At 64.1% G+C, this 16,954-nt stretch carries 17 protein-coding genes and 2 tRNA genes; 7 read left to right on the top strand and 12 right to left on the bottom strand.

The window, feature by feature from the left end; translation table 11 throughout:
• The first annotated feature begins 39 nt into the window (after positions 1 to 39).
• From rsfS to F4561_RS19485, 4 genes are all read left to right on the top strand, one after another.
• Positions 40 to 441, top strand: a complete 402-nt coding sequence (gene rsfS, locus F4561_RS19500; RefSeq protein WP_184580825.1) for a ribosome silencing factor — start codon at positions 40 to 42, stop codon at positions 439 to 441.
• Between the two features lie 78 nt (positions 442 to 519).
• A complete protein-coding gene (locus F4561_RS19495; protein ID WP_184580824.1) occupies positions 520 to 1,146 on the top strand; it encodes a histidine phosphatase family protein in 627 nt (208 codons plus the stop codon).
• 117 nt (positions 1,147 to 1,263) lie between these two features.
• Positions 1,264 to 1,336 (top strand) — tRNA-Ala (locus F4561_RS19490).
• 743 nt (positions 1,337 to 2,079) lie between these two features.
• Positions 2,080 to 3,834: a BCCT family transporter gene (locus F4561_RS19485; RefSeq protein ID WP_184580823.1), complete on the top strand. Its 1,755-nt coding sequence runs from the start codon at positions 2,080 to 2,082 to the stop codon at positions 3,832 to 3,834.
• A 158-nt stretch (positions 3,835 to 3,992) separates the two neighbouring features.
• Here F4561_RS19485 and F4561_RS19480 read toward each other — a convergent pair whose 3' ends face one another.
• Positions 3,993 to 4,790, bottom strand: a complete 798-nt coding sequence (locus F4561_RS19480; RefSeq protein ID WP_184583875.1) for an SAM-dependent methyltransferase — start codon at positions 4,788 to 4,790, stop codon at positions 3,993 to 3,995.
• Positions 4,791 to 5,020: 230 nt separating this feature from the next.
• Here F4561_RS19480 and F4561_RS19475 point away from each other — a divergent pair, with 230 nt between their 5' ends.
• Positions 5,021 to 5,440, top strand: coding sequence for a MerR family transcriptional regulator (locus F4561_RS19475; RefSeq protein ID WP_221445552.1), 420 nt, complete (start codon positions 5,021 to 5,023; stop codon positions 5,438 to 5,440).
• Positions 5,437 to 6,258: an LLM class F420-dependent oxidoreductase gene (locus F4561_RS19470; protein WP_184580822.1), complete on the top strand. Its 822-nt coding sequence runs from the start codon at positions 5,437 to 5,439 to the stop codon at positions 6,256 to 6,258. The genes F4561_RS19475 and F4561_RS19470 overlap by 4 nt, the downstream gene beginning before the upstream one ends.
• 177 nt (positions 6,259 to 6,435) lie before the next feature.
• Here F4561_RS19470 and F4561_RS19465 read toward each other — a convergent pair whose 3' ends face one another.
• From F4561_RS19465 to F4561_RS19445, 5 genes are all read right to left on the bottom strand, one after another.
• A complete protein-coding gene (locus F4561_RS19465; RefSeq protein ID WP_184580821.1) occupies positions 6,436 to 6,747 on the bottom strand; it encodes a transcriptional regulator in 312 nt (103 codons plus the stop codon).
• A complete protein-coding gene (locus tag F4561_RS19460; protein ID WP_184580820.1) occupies positions 6,747 to 7,220 on the bottom strand; it encodes a hypothetical protein in 474 nt (157 codons plus the stop codon). Before F4561_RS19460 ends, F4561_RS19465 begins: the two co-directional genes overlap by 1 nt.
• Positions 7,221 to 7,486: 266 nt before the next feature.
• Entirely contained in the window at positions 7,487 to 8,701 is a 1,215-nt protein-coding gene (locus F4561_RS19455; RefSeq protein WP_184580819.1) for a PP2C family protein-serine/threonine phosphatase, read from the bottom strand.
• Positions 8,702 to 8,828: 127 nt separating this feature from the next.
• On the bottom strand, positions 8,829 to 9,914 hold the full coding sequence (locus F4561_RS19450; RefSeq protein WP_221445551.1) for a class I SAM-dependent methyltransferase: 1,086 nt from the start codon (positions 9,912 to 9,914) through the stop codon (positions 8,829 to 8,831).
• A gap of 381 nt (positions 9,915 to 10,295) precedes the next feature.
• Entirely contained in the window at positions 10,296 to 10,616 is a 321-nt protein-coding gene (locus F4561_RS19445) for a GroES family chaperonin (RefSeq protein ID WP_512698658.1), read from the bottom strand.
• A 123-nt stretch (positions 10,617 to 10,739) separates the two neighbouring features.
• On the opposite strand from F4561_RS19445, the gene F4561_RS19440 reads away from it, so the two are divergent.
• Positions 10,740 to 10,815: transfer RNA gene (locus tag F4561_RS19440), tRNA-Ala, on the top strand.
• A 299-nt stretch (positions 10,816 to 11,114) separates the two neighbouring features.
• On the opposite strand, the gene F4561_RS19435 is transcribed toward F4561_RS19440, so the two are convergent.
• The 6 genes from F4561_RS19435 to F4561_RS19410 all read right to left on the bottom strand — a co-directional run bounded on the left by F4561_RS19435 (position 11,115) and on the right by F4561_RS19410 (position 16,806).
• Entirely contained in the window at positions 11,115 to 12,347 is a 1,233-nt protein-coding gene (locus F4561_RS19435) for a polysaccharide pyruvyl transferase family protein (protein WP_184580817.1), read from the bottom strand.
• The gene (locus tag F4561_RS19430; protein ID WP_184580816.1) at positions 12,344 to 12,736 is read right to left on the bottom strand and encodes a lysylphosphatidylglycerol synthase domain-containing protein; all 393 of its coding nucleotides are present in this window, start codon (positions 12,734 to 12,736) and stop codon (positions 12,344 to 12,346) included. Before F4561_RS19430 ends, F4561_RS19435 begins: the two co-directional genes overlap by 4 nt.
• Positions 12,737 to 12,741: 5 nt before the next feature.
• Positions 12,742 to 13,284, bottom strand: a complete 543-nt coding sequence (locus tag F4561_RS19425) for a hypothetical protein (RefSeq protein ID WP_184580815.1) — start codon at positions 13,282 to 13,284, stop codon at positions 12,742 to 12,744.
• Position 13,285: 1 nt separating this feature from the next.
• Positions 13,286 to 14,386: a nitroreductase family protein gene (locus F4561_RS19420; RefSeq protein ID WP_184580814.1), complete on the bottom strand. Its 1,101-nt coding sequence runs from the start codon at positions 14,384 to 14,386 to the stop codon at positions 13,286 to 13,288.
• Between the two features lie 110 nt (positions 14,387 to 14,496).
• Positions 14,497 to 14,898, bottom strand: a complete 402-nt coding sequence (locus F4561_RS19415) for a hypothetical protein (protein ID WP_221446339.1) — start codon at positions 14,896 to 14,898, stop codon at positions 14,497 to 14,499.
• 312 nt (positions 14,899 to 15,210) lie between these two features.
• Positions 15,211 to 16,806, bottom strand: coding sequence for a CocE/NonD family hydrolase (locus F4561_RS19410; protein WP_184580813.1), 1,596 nt, complete (start codon positions 16,804 to 16,806; stop codon positions 15,211 to 15,213).
• Between the last annotated feature and the right edge of the window lie 148 nt (positions 16,807 to 16,954).

The following is a 16,954-nucleotide window of genomic DNA, read 5'->3' as shown; positions in this document are numbered from 1 at the left end:
GGCGGGGTCGGAGACCACACGGGAGGCAGCAGCTATATCGTGACCGCCACGGACAGGGCCGTCGAGCTGGTGAACATCGCCGCTGAGGCGGCGGCCGAAAAACTCGCGCAGGAGATCATCGCGTACGACGTCAGTGACCAACTGGTCATCACCGACGCGTTCGTCCTGTGCTCCGCGCCCAACGACCGCCAGGTGCGGTCCATCGTCGACGAGGTCGAGGATCGGCTCCGCGGGGCCGGCGCCAAGCCGGTGCGCCGCGAAGGCGAACGCGACGGCCGTTGGGTGCTGCTCGACTACGCCGACATCGTCGTGCACATCCAGCACGAGGAGGAGCGCGGCCACTACGGCCTGGAGCGCCTGTGGAAGGACTGCCCCGAGATCACGCTCCCCGACAACGCCAAGGGGCGGTTCCGCACCCCCGCTGACGGCGTGGATCTCTAGCCCAGCACAGCGCGCCCCCATTGATCACACGTGGCCTGGCCGCGTGTGCCGTATCCCCTCTGCTCTGGAGACAAGCCCGTGAACGAGACCCGACGCGTCCTCTGCCTGCGCCACGGTCGGACCTCCTGGAACGCCGAGAAGCGGTTCCAGGGGCAGTCGGACATTCCGCTCGACGAACTCGGAGTGGCCCAGGCCGAGCACGCGGCGGCGCTGCTGGCCAGACTGCGGCCGGACGCGATCGTCGCCTCCGACCTGCGTCGCGCGGCCGACACCGCGGCGTTCCTGAGTCAAGAGACCGGACTGCGGGTCGAGTTCGACAAGCGGCTGCGGGAACGCTCCGGTGGCGATTGGGAAGGGCTGACCTCCAGCGAGATCCGCGAGCGCTGGCCCGAGGAGAACGCCCGGATGGAGATCCCCAATGGGGAGGCCATGGAGGCCGTGGCCGACCGGGTGGCGGATGCCGTCGAGCACGCCCTGGCCGCGGTGCCCGCGCACGGGCTGCTCGTCGTGGCCAGCCACGGCGCCGCGATCCGCGCCGGACTCAGCCGGATGATGGGGCTGCCCCAGGAGCAGCGAGAGGTACTCGGGCCGCTCGGGAACTGCTCCTGGTCGGTCGTTGGCCCATTGCGGTCGGGCGGCTGGCGGCTACTGGAGCACAACGCCGCCAGCCTGCCCGAGGAGATCATCCTCGGCGACGACCGGTAGGCAACACCGCGCCCGCGCAGGCACCCGCGCCGCACTGCGCAGTGTTAATCGTTTCGACGGGGCGGGTGCGATTGCGTTATCGTGCGTGGAGTCGGCCGCACCCGCGGTCGGCGGTGCGGGGCTATGGCGCAGTTGGTAGCGCGCCTCCATGGCATGGAGGAGGTCTGGGGTTCGAGTCCCCATAGCTCCACGAACAGGCCCGCGTGGTCGGTCGCAGGGCGACCTTCCCCGCGGGCCGTTGTTGTTTTCGGGGGGACGACCCCCTGAACGCCCCGATGTGGGGCCGCGCCACGGCAAAGCGAACGAACCCCGTCCTGTTGGTCGGGGTTCGTTGCGTTCGTACCGGTAGTGGATTTTCGGTGTTCTGGGGTCGGGGAGAGGACGCCCGGTTGGTTTGCGCCCATCACCCGAGGGCTGCGGCAACGGGGCGAAGCGAGCGCAGCGAGCGAGCCAGCTTGCCGCCGAGCGCACGGTCCACCCTCGTTCAGCGGCAAGCTGGTACCCCCTCGCTGGGCTCGGTGGTGCCCCATTGCCGCGACCCCCGCGTGCGGGTGGGGCGGCGAATCCACGAAACTCGCCCCGATATCGACACGCGATAACCGGCCAGGACCGCGGTGCGGATGTCCTGGGGCGCGGGCGGCGGCTCTCGCACGGGCCACGACCTCCGACGGCCTAGGATGGCAGCGACCGTATGCGAACGCGCCACCCCAGTCACATTCCGTAGACCGTTGTGGCTATGGCACTGGGCAGTCAGAGAGGCGGTAGTCAGGGGCTCTGCCGATCGAGTGGTTAACGGTTCAGAATTTTTGGTTACTCCCGGTGAAGTTCACCGGGTAGAAGTCTCTCCTCTGGGTGTCAGCCCGGTCCCTGCGGCTCCCGATAAAAACAGGCATGGGGAGAGGTGCTCTATTTATAGGTGCCGGAGTATAGTAAATGGAAAATTCCTCGTCGCGCGACCTTCGAGATTCCTCGGAAGTCCCACCCTCTGACAGTGCGTCGCAGCCGCATTTATCCACCCGAATCCGTACTGACTGGGTCGTCTTCGGGGTAAACGCGCTCATCATGTTCGTCCTGGTCGGGTGGGGAGTCGTGTCGAAGGATACGCTCTCCGCGTCCGCCCAGACCGCACTCGACTGGCTCCTCCAAAATATCGGATGGGGGTTGGTGCTGGCGGCCACGGGGTTCGTCGCTTTCGTGATCTGGCTCGCGCTGAGCCGGTACGGAAGGATTCCCCTCGGTAAGGACGGCGAGAAGCCGGAGTTCCGTACCGTCTCGTGGATCGCCATGATGTTCAGTGCCGGGATGGGGATCGGCCTGATGTTCTTCGGCGTCAGCGAGCCCCTAACCCACTTCGTCAAACCGCCGCCGGGGACGGTGGAAGGCGAAAGCGAGCAGGCCATACAAACCGCGATGGCCACCACCCTGTTCCATTGGACAATGCACCCCTGGGCGATCTACGCGGTCGCCGGCCTGGCCATCGCCTATGCCAGCTTCCGCCGCGGCCGCAAACAACTGATCAGTGCGGTATTCGCTCCGCTGATCGGAAAGCGAAACGCGGCCGGGCCGATCGGCAGAATGATCGACATCCTGGCCCTGTTCGCCACGTTGTTCGGTTCCGCGGCCTCCCTGGGAATCGGCACCCTGCAGATCCGATCGGGCATGCAGGAAGCCGGGTGGATCGAAGGGGCGAGCAACATTGTCCTCGTGGCCATCATCGTGGTGCTGACCATATGCTTTGTGCTATCGGCGGTATCCGGGGTCGCCAAGGGCATCCAGTGGCTTTCCAACATCAACATGGTGCTCGCGGCGGTTCTGGCGGTCTTCGTCTTTGTGGTGGGACCGACCGTGTTCATCCTCAACCTGCTGCCCACCAGCGTCGGCCAGTACATCTCCAACTTCGGGACCATGGCCTCGCGTTCCGGTGCCACCGGCGGAAGCGAGATGCAGAACTGGCTTGGCACCTGGACGGTCTTCTACTGGGCCTGGTGGATCTCCTGGACCCCCTTCGTGGGGATGTTCATCGCCCGGATCAGCCGCGGACGCACGATCAGGCAGTTCGTCACAGGTGTGCTCCTGGTGCCCAGCACGGTCAGCCTGGTGTGGTTCTCGATCTTCGGCGGCGCCTCGATCGACCTGCAACGCAACGGCACCAACGTGTTCGGGGCCGGCGAGGAGCAGGCACAGACCTTCTCGGTCCTGGCTCACCTCCCGCTCACCGCGATCACCACAGTGATCGTGATGCTCCTGGTGGCGATCTTCTTTGTCTCCGGTGCCGATGCCGCCTCCGTTGTCATGGGAACGCTTTCCCAGCGCGGGACCATCGAGCCGCGGAGATGGGTGGTCATCTTCTGGGGTGCGGCTACCGGTGCCGTGGCCGCGATCATGTTGATCGCGGGCGGGGAGGACGCGCTCAGCGGCATCGAGAACCTGACGTTCCTCGGTGCGCTGCCGTTCGCCGCGGTCATGGTCGTGCTCTGCTTCGCCCTAATGAAGGACCTGCGTAGCGACCCGATGATGCTGCTGGACGACAAGAGGGTGGAGGTTGTGGAAGCCGCTGTCCAGCAGGGGGTGGAGGAGCACGACTGGGACTTCCAGTTGGAGATCAGCCCCACGAACGGCGAGAACGGCGACAGCGCCGACGATGGCGAGGGTGACGGTAACGGCACCGTCCAACCGAAGGGCTCGTAATCGCCAGGGCGCCCTTTCGGGGCGCCCTGGATGATCAGAGTCCCCGGAAGGCCCGCTCCCTTGGCTTGAGTGCCCCGCGGGGCCGGGCCTTCCGGCGTGTACGCCCGAGCTCGCTGACTACGGTTGTCTGACCATGCGGAATTCGGCGTCCGGCCCGCTCAGCGCTTGACCGCCAGGCCGCAGTACTCGTCCATCTCCTCCGGGATCCCGATATCGGCGGGCTCCGGGCGCCAGAGCGGGCACGACACGACACCCGGCTCCACCAGCTCCAGCCCGTCGAACAGGCCGGCGATCCGTTCCGGAGTGCGCAGGTGGTAGATGGCCGAGCCCGCCGCGTTCCATCGGCGCACCGCCTCAACCATCGCGTCGCCGGTGACCGCGCTCGTGCTGTGCACGATCGCCAGATGGCTTCCGGGCGGCAGCCCGCCCATTAACCGGTCAATGATCGACTTCGCCGCCGCGTCATCGCCGACGAACGGCAGGACGCCCAGCATGGTGACCGCGACCGGCCGGTCGAAGTCGAGGGTGGCCGCCGCGGCGGACAGGATCGCCTCGGGATCGTTGAGGTCGGCATGGAGGTAGTCGGTGGCGCCCTCCTCCGTCCCGACGAGGAGCGCGCGTGCGTGGGCGAGTACCAGCGGGTCGTTGTCGACGTAGACGATTCGGGACTCGGGTGCCAGGGCCTGGGCGACTTCGTGGGTGTTGTTCTGGGTGGGCAGCCCGGTGCCGATATCCAGGAACTGGCGCACGCCGGCCTCGGCGACAAGGTGGGTGATGAAGCGCCGGAGAACCGCTCGGGTCGCGCGGGCGATAGTGGCGATCTCTGGCAGTACCTCGAGGATGCGGTCGCCGGCCTCCTGATCGACGGAAAAGTTGTCCTTGCCGCCGAGCCAGTAGTTCCAGATACGGGCGGAGTGCGACACCGTGGTGTCGATGGCTGGAGAGCCGTCGTTCATCGTGGCCAATTCGCGAAGGGGACCGGGATCGGCTTCACTCGGGCCGAGCGTTGCCTACGAAGGTACAACGCCCGCGCGAGAGTCCGGGGTTCCCGGCACTACCGAGGAGTGTCCGCTCCGGGGGTAGCGAGTGGCCCGGCGTGTCGAGGACGTGGTTTTTCCTCGGCCGCACTCGGGGCGCCGCCCTCGGCTTGACCTTGACACTGGTGTCAGCGCCTACCGTTCTCGCTATGAATGAGGTTGCAGTGCACATCGGCGAGTTGTCGGAGCGTACCGGGGTCAGCCGACGCTCACTGCGGTACTACGAGCAGCGCGGGCTGTTGCACGCTCGCCGCACGGACGCAGGGTGGCGGGAGTACGACGAGGAGGCGCTGGTCCGGGTTCGTAATGTCGCGGACCTGCTGGAAGCCGGCATGACGGTCGAGGATATCCGGGAGGTGGCCCCCTGCCTGGATCAGGATGAACATTCCGTCTGCGGTGATCCCGACGGGGCGATCAGGATTCACGAGGTCCGACTCAGGGTGATCGAGGAGCGCCTGGCCAAGCTGCGCGAACACCGAGACCGCCTCGTGCGGCGGATTGCCCGGATCCGAGACACGGAAGCGCGTAGTGACGGCGGGTCGGCTACGCAGCGGCTGGGGGAGCGATGAAGTTCGGGATATCCACGTTCGTCACCGACGAGGGCATCAGGCCCGACGCGCTGGGAAAGGCACTGGAGGAGCGGGGATTCGAGTCAGTGTTCCTGGCGGAGCACTCCCACATTCCCAAAGGGGCGACAGCCCCCGACGGTTCGGAGCTCGAACGGCCCTACTACCGCGGACTCGATCCGTTCATCGCGTTGACCGCCGCGGCCTCAGCCACGAAGAACCTGCTGCTCAGTACCGGCGTCGCGCTGCTGGTCCAGCGCGACGTCCTGCACACTGCAAAAGAGGTCGCCAGCCTCGACCTGCTCTCGGGCGGACGGACCATCCTCACCGTCGGTGCGGGCTGGAACCGGGCGGAGATGCGCAATCACGGTGTTGACCCGGTCACCCGTGGCCGGCGGCTGGATGAGCAACTGGCCGTGCTGAAAGCGATCTGGACCCAGGATGAGGCGAGCTTCCATGGCGAGCATGTCGATTTCGGTCCGGTGTATATGTGGCCGAAACCAGTCCAGAGGCCGCACCCACCGATCTATATCGGCGGACACAGCCCTGCGGCCCGGCGCCGCGTCGCCGAGCACGGCGACGGCTGGTTCCCCATCACTGCCACCTCCGATGACATTCGGGAGATGCGGGCATCGCTGGCCGCACGGGGGCGCACCGGTGTCGTCATGAACGTCCCCGGTGACGCGGACAGCCCGGCGTCATTGGCCGAGTACGCGGAGGCCGGAGCCGAGCGCGCCACCTTTCACATCGAGACCATGCCCGAATCCGCCACCTTGAGGAAGCTCGATGATCTCGCCAAACTGGTCGCTCGTTACACCTGACCGGCAGTGCGAAGAAGACCACGCTCGTGGCGTGCCCGATACGGCGCCAACCCCGCGCCAGGGCCGTTCCCGGGTGCCCGTGCCCGAGCGGCCCTGTTGGTGGCCAAGGTCGCTCGACAATGTGGAACTCGGGGAACGCGTCCTCCGGATCCCGGATGATGACTTGCTTATCGCCGGCTAAGACTCGGAATCCTGCTCCACGATTGCGCGCAACGCGGCGACGTGGTCGCGGTAGGCGGCGCGTCCGGCTTTGGTCAGGCTCAGCCAGACCCGCTGGCGGGCGTTGCGGACGAACTTGTTCTGTTTGACGTATCCGGCGTCCATGAGCACGCTCACGTGCTTGCTGAGCACTGAGGCGGTGACGCTGAGCCGTTCCTGGACGAAGCCGAACTCGGCCTGGTCGGTCGAGTCCAGCAGCGCGCAGATCCGCAGCCGCTGCGGTGCGTGGATGACGGGGTCGAAGCCGTCACTGGTGGCGTGGGTGGCCATCAGGACGGCTCCATGCTCGCGGTACGGGAGTGGTACACGCCGAACGCGGCGATGAGCGCCCCCATCGCCACCGAGAGCGTGTCCAGGATCCAGTCCTGGCCGAGGACGATGCGCAGGACCACGAAGGTCAGCGTGAGTGCGGCGACGCCGATGGCGAAGGGAAGCATCTGGCGCGGGGTCAGCCACTTGACCACGCCCATCTGCCTGGTCACCCGGGCGACGAGCGCGCCGAGCAGCACCGACCACACAGTCAGGCCAATGACGCCGAGTACGTTGCCCAATGGTGGCTCGGGGAGTAGCGCGACCGCCGGCCCCAGGGGAGCGACCAGGGCGGCCAGGGCGAGGAAGTACCACAGCGGCGTGCGGATATCCGCGACCGAAGCGCTGGCTTGCTCGATCTCGCGCAATGCGGCTTGGGCTTCCCGCGGATCGGGGCGCTCCTCAGGGCTTTGGGGTGATCCGTGAGTTTCCATAGTGGAAAGTAAAGCCGTCTCTTTCCATGTTGTCAAGAGACGGGGCCGGGTGTGCTGGCGCGGCTCACGGAGTACTGGTCAACCGGTTGGCTTGGTCCCCATCGCTGTTGGGGCAAGCCCCAAGCGGATGCTGCGCTGCCGGTTCTAGAGGGCGGTGCCGCGCTCCAGGCCGGGGCGGGGAGCAGTCGCCGCGCGGGGTGCGGGGGAACGCCGGCTCCGGAGCGGTTCGAGCGCGGACCCCAGGGCACGGCGCGCCAGCGCGCGGGTCAACCGCGATCCTGGGCGCCCCACTCCACCAGGACGACGGTGGCGTCGTCCTGCAGGCGGTCGTCCTGGTGTTCCAGGACCGTCTGGACCAGACGGCGCAGAGTCTCCGGGGCCGGCATCCCGTCGGCCTCGCGGCGGGTGAGGAAGTCCGTGAAACGTTCCAGGCCGAACACCTCCCCATCCCGGCTGCGGGCCTCGATGACACCGTCGGTGTAGAAGACCAACCGGTCGCCGGGTTCCATCTGGTAATGGCCCAGCTCGGCCCGGATGCCCAACCCGAGACCCATCGGTGCGCCGGTCTCGCCCGTGTCCAGTGTGGCCACGGACCGACCCTGCCGCAGCACCAGCGGCGGGTGGTGGCCCAGGTTGGCCCACGACAACCAGCCGGTCCGGGTGTTCAGTGTGGCGAGGACGCCGGTGGTGAACCGAGGCGGGTCGAACTGGTCGGCTATGGTCTTGTCGATGTTGTCCGCGATAGTGGTGAGGTCGCACCCCTTACGGCGGTTGTTGCGGAACGTGGCCATGGCGATGGTGGCGACGAGGCCCGAAGCGAGGTCGTGCCCCATAGCGTCGAAGATCCCCAAGTGCAGCAGGTCGCCGCTCAGGCCGTAGTCGTAGGAGTCTCCGCCGACCTCGTGGGCGGGTTCCAGCATGGCGCTGAGCACGAGATTCTGGTGGGTCAGGGTCGGGGCGGGCAGCAGGTTCCACAGCACCTCGGCGGAAAGGGCCAACTGGTCGGTGTGCACCAGGGAGGCGTAAGCGTCGTTCTTGTCGCGCTTGCTCGCGATCACCAAGGCGACAAGGCTGGCCAACTGGCGTGCCAGATACTCCTGGGACTCATTGTCCTCGGGCAGGGTCACCCCGAGAACACCGATACGCTCAGCTCCGCTGAGCAGCGGCAGCCACAGTCGGCGCGGTTCGTGCGCCGCCGGGCCGTCCGGGACGCTCTCGGTGGGAGTGTCCGAGACGCGGGCCGGCACGCTCTCGACCATCCGAAAAGCCAGCCCGGCCATGGTCGTATCGATCCGTATCGGTTTGAGCGGCTCACCCGCGGCGTCGTACTGGGCGGGCAGCGGGAACAGCCACTGGTACCTCAGGTCGGCCACGTAGACCATGGTCTGCTGGAATCCTGCGCGGGCAGCCTCTTTGGCGAGGGCGGGTGCGAGTTCCTCGAACGAGATGTGGTGGCTGGCCCGCAGCAGGCCGGACAGCATTTGCTCTCCTGGGCTCAGAACCTGCTCCCCTCCCCATGAATCCGCTGTTCCTCGCGCCGTGCTCGCCGTGTCCCCAAGGTGCCCGTGCCGCGGCGTGCCCGTGCCGCGGCCGCCCGAGGCCAGACGTTCATGGTTCCGTGGTTTCCGGCTTGTGGGTGACGAAGATGGTGTCGAGCGGGTCGTCCGGGGCGTCGTACGCCAGCACCGGGCCGAACCCGGCGTGGGCGAGGTACTCCCGGGTCATTTGCGCCCCCCACGCTGTGCCCAACCCGACACCGCCGGAGGCCAGCGAGACCGTCATGCAGTGCAGCGTGCTCACCCCGTACAACAGCGGGGCGACGGGGTTGGCGACGTTCTCCTCCAGCAGACTCGACGCGGCCGGCTCCATCATCACGTAGTTGCCGCCCGGTACCAGCATCGCGTTGATGCGTTCCAGCACTCCGGCCGGATCCGCCTGGTCGTGGATGCAGTCGAATGTGAGAACCGCGTCGTAGGGAGGGTCAGCCGTGAGCTTCGCGGCGTCCCGGACCTCGAAGTAGGCGTTGTCGGCCCCGGCCTCGGCCGCCTCGGCACGGGCCTGCGCGATGGCGTCTTCGGCCAGGTCGTATCCGACGAACGTGGAACCCGGGAACGCCTTCGCGAGCAGCACGACGGCGTGCCCGGTACCGCACCCGACGTCAGCCACCCGCGCGCCCGCGGCCAGCCGCTCGGGCAGGCCCGGCGCCAGCGGCACCACCCGTTCGACGAGATGCTCGTCGAAGAAGTTGCGGCTCACCGAGTCCATCACGTTGGTGAACTCCGGACGGTACTCCGAGTAGGGAACGCCGCCTCCCTCCCGGAACGCGGACGCCACCCGGGGGACGTGCTCCGCGAGGTGTGTGGTCACCCGTGCCAGTGGTGCCAGGTTCGCGGCACCCGGTCCGGTCAGGCACGCGGCGTGCTCCGCCGGGAGCGTGTACGTGCGGGCTGTGGCGTCGAACTCGACGATGCCGGCCGTGGTCATCGCCGCCAGCCACTCCCGCACGTAGCGCTCCTGGAGCCCTGCCCGCTCCGCCAACCCCTCACTGGTGGTGGGGCCCTGTGCGGCCGACTCGAACAGTCCGGTCCGGTATCCCAGGTCGATCATCAGGGTGACGATCGAGCGGGTGTAGGTCTCCAACACGTTGCCGGCGAACTCCTCGACACGTGCCTGGTCGAGCGTATTCGGGGTCATCGCCATGTCCTGCTCCAACGAGGTAGGAGGGCCCGTACCGCAGAGCCGCCCCGGTGCGGCGGCAGGCCGCGCGTTTTTGCGCGACACCGGCGGACAGCGGGATTCGGGAGAAACCGCGTCCCCGGTGAAGCAGGGCGCGCAACCCGTCTACCCGCCTACCGGGGACACAGGCGGTGGGCGCCACGGGAGTCGGTGCTCATCCTGCTCCCATGGTGCGTCAGGGACGAGCGGTACGACAGCCACATGGCGCGATCTAGAGCGAGGCATGGTGCAAGCGTTACGGTTCCGGGGCGACGCGTGCCGACCGTGGAGCGCGCGCCGCATCGCGCGACCGGCCACCGGCGTGACCGCGCTCAACCGGCGTGACCCTGTGGCGGGAAGCTAGAGGTACAGACCGGTGCCGTACTCCGGATCCTCATTGGCCATGGCGTGGATGTCGCGCTCGCGCATGATGACGTACAGCTCGCCGTGGATCTCCACTTCGAGTTGCTCCTCGGGATTGAAGAGCACCCGGTCGCCGGACTTGACGTGCCGTGCGCTGGTCCCGGCCCCGCAGACCTCGCCCCACGTGAGCCGTGTTCCCATCTTCACGGTGTCCGGGATGACCAGGCCCGCGCTGCTGCGCCGCTCTCCCTTCTCCTCGACAGGGCGGATCAGGAGGCGGTCGTGCAGCATCTGGACTTCACGCTTGGAATCGGACACCTGTCAAGGGTATTGCGGTTCGGGGGAGTATGCGAAACCGCGGCTCACGGGGCAGGAAGCGACCCGTGGAGCGACGACCCCCGGACATCCGGTAGGGTCGACGACGTCGCGATGACGACACCAGGGGCTATGGCGCAGCTGGTAGCGCGCCTCCATGGCATGGAGGAGGTCTGGGGTTCGAATCCCCATAGCTCCACCATGGAAGGCTTACTAGAACCCGGGGCCAAAGCAACGCCTCCTAGTAGGGCTTCCACGGGGTTCACCGATGAAAGCTCCTTCCCCTCCCGGGGAGGGAGCTTCTTCGTTTCAGCCGATGGCGCGTTTGCTGTGGCATCGGGCACGCTGTGGTTGGCCACGTAGGCGTCCTGGAACCTGCGCAGGGTGGCGAAGGGATCGTCGGGTTCGTGTCCCTTGATGCCGTCCACTTCGACGTACAGCGCCTCAACGAAGGCTTCGTTGAGCTGTGGCGTAAGCGCAATGCCGTACACAGTGCAGGCGTTACCTTTCAAGCACACTCTGGATGACGTCGACTTGGTTGTATGATTTTTTCTTCACCTTGGGAAGCTTTTTTGTCAGCTGCGCGCGGACGGTTTTTTGCTCTTCTTCCAGCTCGGCGAACCGCGTTTTGAGGTATTCATGCTGCAGCTTGTCATGCCCGAATGCCCATTTTTCTAGTCCAAACATCTCCAACACTTCGCGGTATTTGTGGCTCCACCCGATGACTAGGGTTGGCACTTGCATAGCAAGAGATGACACCATGGCATGGAACCGCGATGCGATGAACAGGTCACATTTGCCGATGATGCAGCGCAGTTCTTGTGAACCCAGCTCGACGTCCAGTAGCTGACATTTCTCTTGGCCGCTTACTTGAGCGTAGATATCGCGGCACAACGGCGCGTCATTGTTGTGCTGTAGCTGCGTTTCAGCAGAGCGGTAGCTGTGCGGAATGAGCAGTACTTTATAGCCTTTCTCCTTTGTAAGGTAATCAACAAATTCCGCTGTTTCTTTTGCGTAGGCGCCAGGCCCACGATGTTTATCGACTTTTTTGCGCAGCACCACGCTGGGAGACACACCGACGACATTGCCGTTTTTGAAGAAGTTCATGTCGAATTTTTTCGTGGCAGCTTTTTCTTCGGCGTCCGTCACTTCCAGGCAAAACGCGTAGTCGGCGCCTTCGGTTACGTTTTTCAACCCAAGGCCTTCCAGGTGCGCATGGGTGATGGCGCCACGAGAGACAATCCTGGCCATTTTGGGCAAAAATATGTTCGCTGCCATCCGGTTTATGGGATTTTTGAACGGCCCGAGTGCCTGTGCGCACTTGGCGACCGGCGTTTTTACGTTCAGTGCTGGTAGGATGGTTGCTACATTATAGATCAAAAATACTTCACGTCCGTCAACAAACGTGATGCCCCCTTGGTCGAGCAAGACGTCAGCCTCGGCAAGCGCTTTTACCTCTGGCGAGCGTTTTTTTATGAAATTGCGCGCACCAGGAAGAAGACGGTAGAGGAGTGCCCATGAGTTAATCACGGCACCTAAATAAAACGAGTCCCCGCGCAAGATCGTCAGATTTTTGTATGTATTTTGTTCTTTGTCTTGCTGGGGATACATAGCCAGCAGTGTAAACTGTGCATCCGGATATTTTTCTCCCAGCGTTTGCATGGCGCTCTCGAGCATTGCGGCGGCGCCTTTGTTGCCGGATAATGCCGAGCCGATCATCGCAATCTTCTTCATTCTTTGCCTCCTTGTTTGCGGAATGCTACGTATACCAAAGCTAGTAACCCGTCGGCCAGCGTCGTATACAAACGTGCCGCGAGCGAGAGGACAATGGCGATCTCAACTGGGAAGTAGACGCTAGCGAACAGCACAATCACCGCTTCACGCACTCCAAGCCCACTGGGAACGAAAATGGCCATCAGTCCAATTATTCCCGCCAAAATATACGTTGCTGCTAATCCAATATATGCCTCGGGCGGAACATCGACAAGCGAAATAACCACACACAGGAACGCTCCGGCTGTGATTAGCCGGGGCAGCAAAAACTTCAGCATGTAGCCGATCAGCTGGGGTGTCGACAGGAAGAACGCCCGGTCAACCGTTTGCCCTCGCAGCTTTTTGAACACGAAATTTAGCGTGTGATAAAACACGTCTTTCTGCAAAAAAAAAGCAGCGGCACCGCCAGCAGCAGCGGTGCGAACATAGACAGCCCTTCCGCGAACTGGTCCCGGAACAGCAGCGCAATCACCGGCAATGAGCCGATGATCGAAGCGAGCAGTAAAAACGCATTTTCGTAAATAAATGTGATGGAAACAAGCTTCTTGCTGTAGCCATGCTTGATGCCCCAGCCAAGTTTACTGAGAAAGGACCCCGCTTGACCCGGAATATACTTCAGCAACCATGACATAATGTGTACGCGAACAGCTTCTGCGGCGTGTATTTTTTTGTCGCTACTCAAGCGGTTTAAGATATCACCCCAAAGCAACCCAGAACTCGCCACTGCACCGGCAAACAAAAGCACCGCCAAAACTGACCAGCCATTGACGCTCAGGTCCACCTCTTCGAGCCGTTGCCAGTTGCCTATCAGTGAGCGCGCAAAAAAGAACGCTGTTACCCCGATCACGAGCCACGCCAACGCCGCCCGTAGCCGTTTGTTCTTTAGTATTTTTTTCACCTTACGCTCCCAAGTCGTTGTATCGGCGAAGCACTTCGATATCTTTTTTCTGAGAGTACGGAATCATTCCTTTTGGGTCTGCATACCCAACAGAAATAAGCATGATCACCCGTTCATCCGAACCCAAATGCAGCGTCTTTTGCATCTTGTGTTCCAGGGGCTCGAAATCGGGCCAGTTAATCACACTAGAGCTCAGCCCCAGAGTCTCAAGTGACAGCATAAACGACATGCTTGCCAGGGACGCGTCTACATATACGATGTGCCGATCGCGCGGGCTAAAGTAACTGCTCAACTTTCCTACTACCACTATGACCGTAGGGATTTGGTGACTGTACCCGGCGGCGCCAAATGGGATGTCAGCTACTTTTTTTACAATCTCAGGGTCATCAAACACACGAAATTCGTATGGCAAGCGGTTGCACGCCGTAGGAGACTGGCACGCTACCATGAGTGCTTTGTCGATAAGGTCACGAGGAACTTTTTTGTCTTTGTACCACCGCACAGAACGGCGTTGTTTTGCGAGTGCAAGCAGTTCCTCGTATCCGACATCGCTCTTTTCGCCCACAGCACGTTCAAACGGTACCATTTCGACTACTTCGGGATTATAGTCTTTTTCGGTGGCTGCAAACCGCTTGCGGGCTGTATCCACTGCCTCATCATTTCCCTGTGGGACGATATAAAAATACTCACTAAGGACACTGTGCGACCAAGCAAGTTCACTCTCGTCCAGACTGTCCTTTTTCTGACAGTACTGATGGACTGCGTGCTCGTAAAATTCGACCGTCTCGACAATATATTCTTTTGCAAACACCGGACGCCGTGGTCGCATGGTTATGCCTTTCTCTAGCATATGGGTATTACGGCGTAGCTCTACATGGGACGTTCGTTTCTTTTTCAAGTTGCGATAGTAATTGCGGCGACCACGCAGTACCGCATATTGTTCGCGGTTGAACGTCACGAAGCCAGGGATGCTATACAGTGCAGTAAGCAGCCGATTCGCCGCAAATACTTCCAAAATACCTCGCGCAACGCCTTCATGCGTTTTGCGTACCCAGGTGATCGCCAGTAAATATTTGGCTAACTTTTTGGCCTTTTTCAGCATATCTACTCTCTTTCTGTGCGGGTAATTCCGTGCCAGCGACCATTCCTCCTGGCGCAGCCGTCCCGCATCGACTCGGAGGATCTGGCTTGCCGCACGGAAGACGAGGTCGATTACAGCGGGCGCTCATGCGGATCGCGCATCTTGATTCCCCGCTCCGTCAGGCGGCTCCAGACAGTCTTGCTATAGACGCTGAACCGGTTGCCGATCTTAGCCAGAGACCATCCCTTGGCGTAGAGACGCACGGCCTCATCTACCTGCTCGGGCGTGAGGCCGGTACAGCGCAGCTTCACCCCGTTCCGCTTCAGGATCTCGCTGACAGTCACGCGGCCAATCCGGTGCTTGACGGCCAGTTGGCGGATGGTGGCGCCCTCCTGGTACTCGGCCACGATGTCGGCGATGTGCTTGTCAGTGGGACGCCGTATCGCCCGCGGTACCTGGCGCGGTTCCTTTGTTGGGAGAAGCGGCTCCAGGCCGGGCAGCTTGCGCCACAGCGCCCCAAGGGTGTCCGCCAACCGATTAATAGGGAGCTCGGACCTCGGCGTGTTCCTCGACGGCTGCGCACGCCTAGCCCAAGGCCGGGTAGGCCGGGTTCTTGCGGTCGTGGCCGAGGCCTGCGGGGATGCGGGCGCGTAGTGGAGCCGCTTCGGTTCGATGACCGGGGCTGGGCGCGTGCTCTGGGAACTCGGGGCCACATACGAACGGCGGAGCACCACGGTCATACGGTGCTCCGCCGTTTTCCTGTTGGCCGCGGTCAGAGGCCGTTCGTTGCCGCCGGCGCGTCCGAAGGGCACGGTGCGGCGGATCGCCGCCCCACCGCCGGTGGTTCAGGCGAGCGGGACGGTTACCGCAGCGGGGCTTTTCTCGGAGGAGGAGACCGTCACCCGCTCTCCGCGCTCGCTCTCGCCGGTGTAGCGCGGATCGTCGGTGTCCATCACCAGGGTGAGGTGGCGTCCCGGCGCGACATCGCGTACCACGGACTGCAGGTCGACCCGCACAGTTGCGGCTTCGCCCGGGGTGGCCCCACGCAGGGTGTAGGGCTTGTGCGTGATCAGTTCCCCCGTGCCGTGCCGGGTCGTGGCGTACAGGTAGAAGAACAGGGACGTCTCCTCGGTCGTGGGCGTGACCTCCACCTCGACGCTGGGCGTCCCGCTGATGGTCGTGCCGTCGGGGTACTCCGGCCCGCTCCACACTCCGGCCCGGTTCCGGTTCACCAGCGGCAGCGACACCCCGGTGGGCAGGTCCAGGAACTGCTGCAGCGCGCCGCTGACCAGGATGGTCCCGCTTTGGGCCGTGGTGCCGGCGCCGGCGTCGATCGGGTAGTCCCAGCCCGGCGCCGGACTCTTGCTCATGCCCCCGGTGGGCTGCCACTGAGAGAACGAGCGCTCCGGCTCCTCCAGGTAGTGGGTCTCGGTCGCGGCGGTGGCAGACGGCCAGTCGGGGTAGGTCGCCCACTCGCCGCCGGCACTGTTCTCCTGCAGGTGGACCGGGTCCTCGGTGCCGATCCCGTTGTCCTCGCCCTTGAGGTGGTGGTCGAACCAGCGCGTCAGGTCCTCCCAGACACGGTTGGGCAGCCCGGCCGCGCCGAACAGCTCGGGCGTGGCGTGGTCGCCCGGCGCGAGCATCAGCCGCTTGTCGGTGTCCAGCTCCTCGTAGAACGAGGGGATCTGCTCCACCGGGAAGATCCCGTCGTTGTAGGGGTGGGCCAGCAGTACCGCGGGGTCGTTGGTGTTGATGGCGTCGACCTTGGTGGCGGGGGAGCGTTCCGGAGCCATCTCCAGTGCCGGTTCGACATTGCCGTCGCGGTACTCGTCGCGGACGTGCTCCAGGGTCTCGCCGGGTGTCCCGGTGAGCTCGCCGCTCAGCAGCAGGAGCTCGACAGCTTGGAAGTTGATCGTCTCGTTGGGGTACAGCGAGGATTCCAGGTCGCTCCAGCCGCTCATGGCGCCAACGGCGTCAACGCGGTCGTCGCTTGCGGAGGTGAGCAGGCTGATCCCGGCGCCGTAGGAGATGCCTCCCATTCCGATGGCCTCGGGGTCGGCGCCGGTGTTGTCGAGGGCCCAGTCGATGACGGCGCTCGCGTCGGCGACGTCCTCCGGGCCGGCCACCTCCACCCCGCCTCCGGAGTCGTAGAAGCCGCGCGTGGTGTAGACCACCACCTGGTAGCCCGACTCGTAGGCCAGCTTCGATGCGGCTCCGGTGAACAGGGAGGCGTGCATGGACCATGCCGCCGGCAGGACCAGCAGCGGGTGCGGTCCCTCCTCGTCGGGAGTGACGCTGATCGCGCTGAGGTCGACGCCATCCGATCCGGGGATGGTCTCGAAGGAGAGGCTGGACGATTCGGCGTGGGCGGGGGGAGCGAGGGCGGTGGCGAGGACCGTCGCACTGAGCGCGCAGCTCGCCGTGATGCTCGTTCGACGCATCGGTGTTCCTCTTTTTGGGAGCGGGGGGAAGAGTGATGCGCACCACTTTGTTAATCTCCAGTAACTTACTGAACAGTAAGAAGGGGGTCAAGGGGCAACCGTGCGGAACCTCCCTCAGGAGCGCACGCCGCATCCGAGTCCTGGGACA

The sequence above is a fragment of the Lipingzhangella halophila genome, assembly GCF_014203805.1.
GTDB lineage: Bacteria > Actinomycetota > Actinomycetes > Streptosporangiales > Streptosporangiaceae > Lipingzhangella > Lipingzhangella halophila.
The sequence above is the reverse complement of the archived record's forward strand: the minus strand, read 5'-3'. Positions and strand labels throughout refer to the sequence as shown.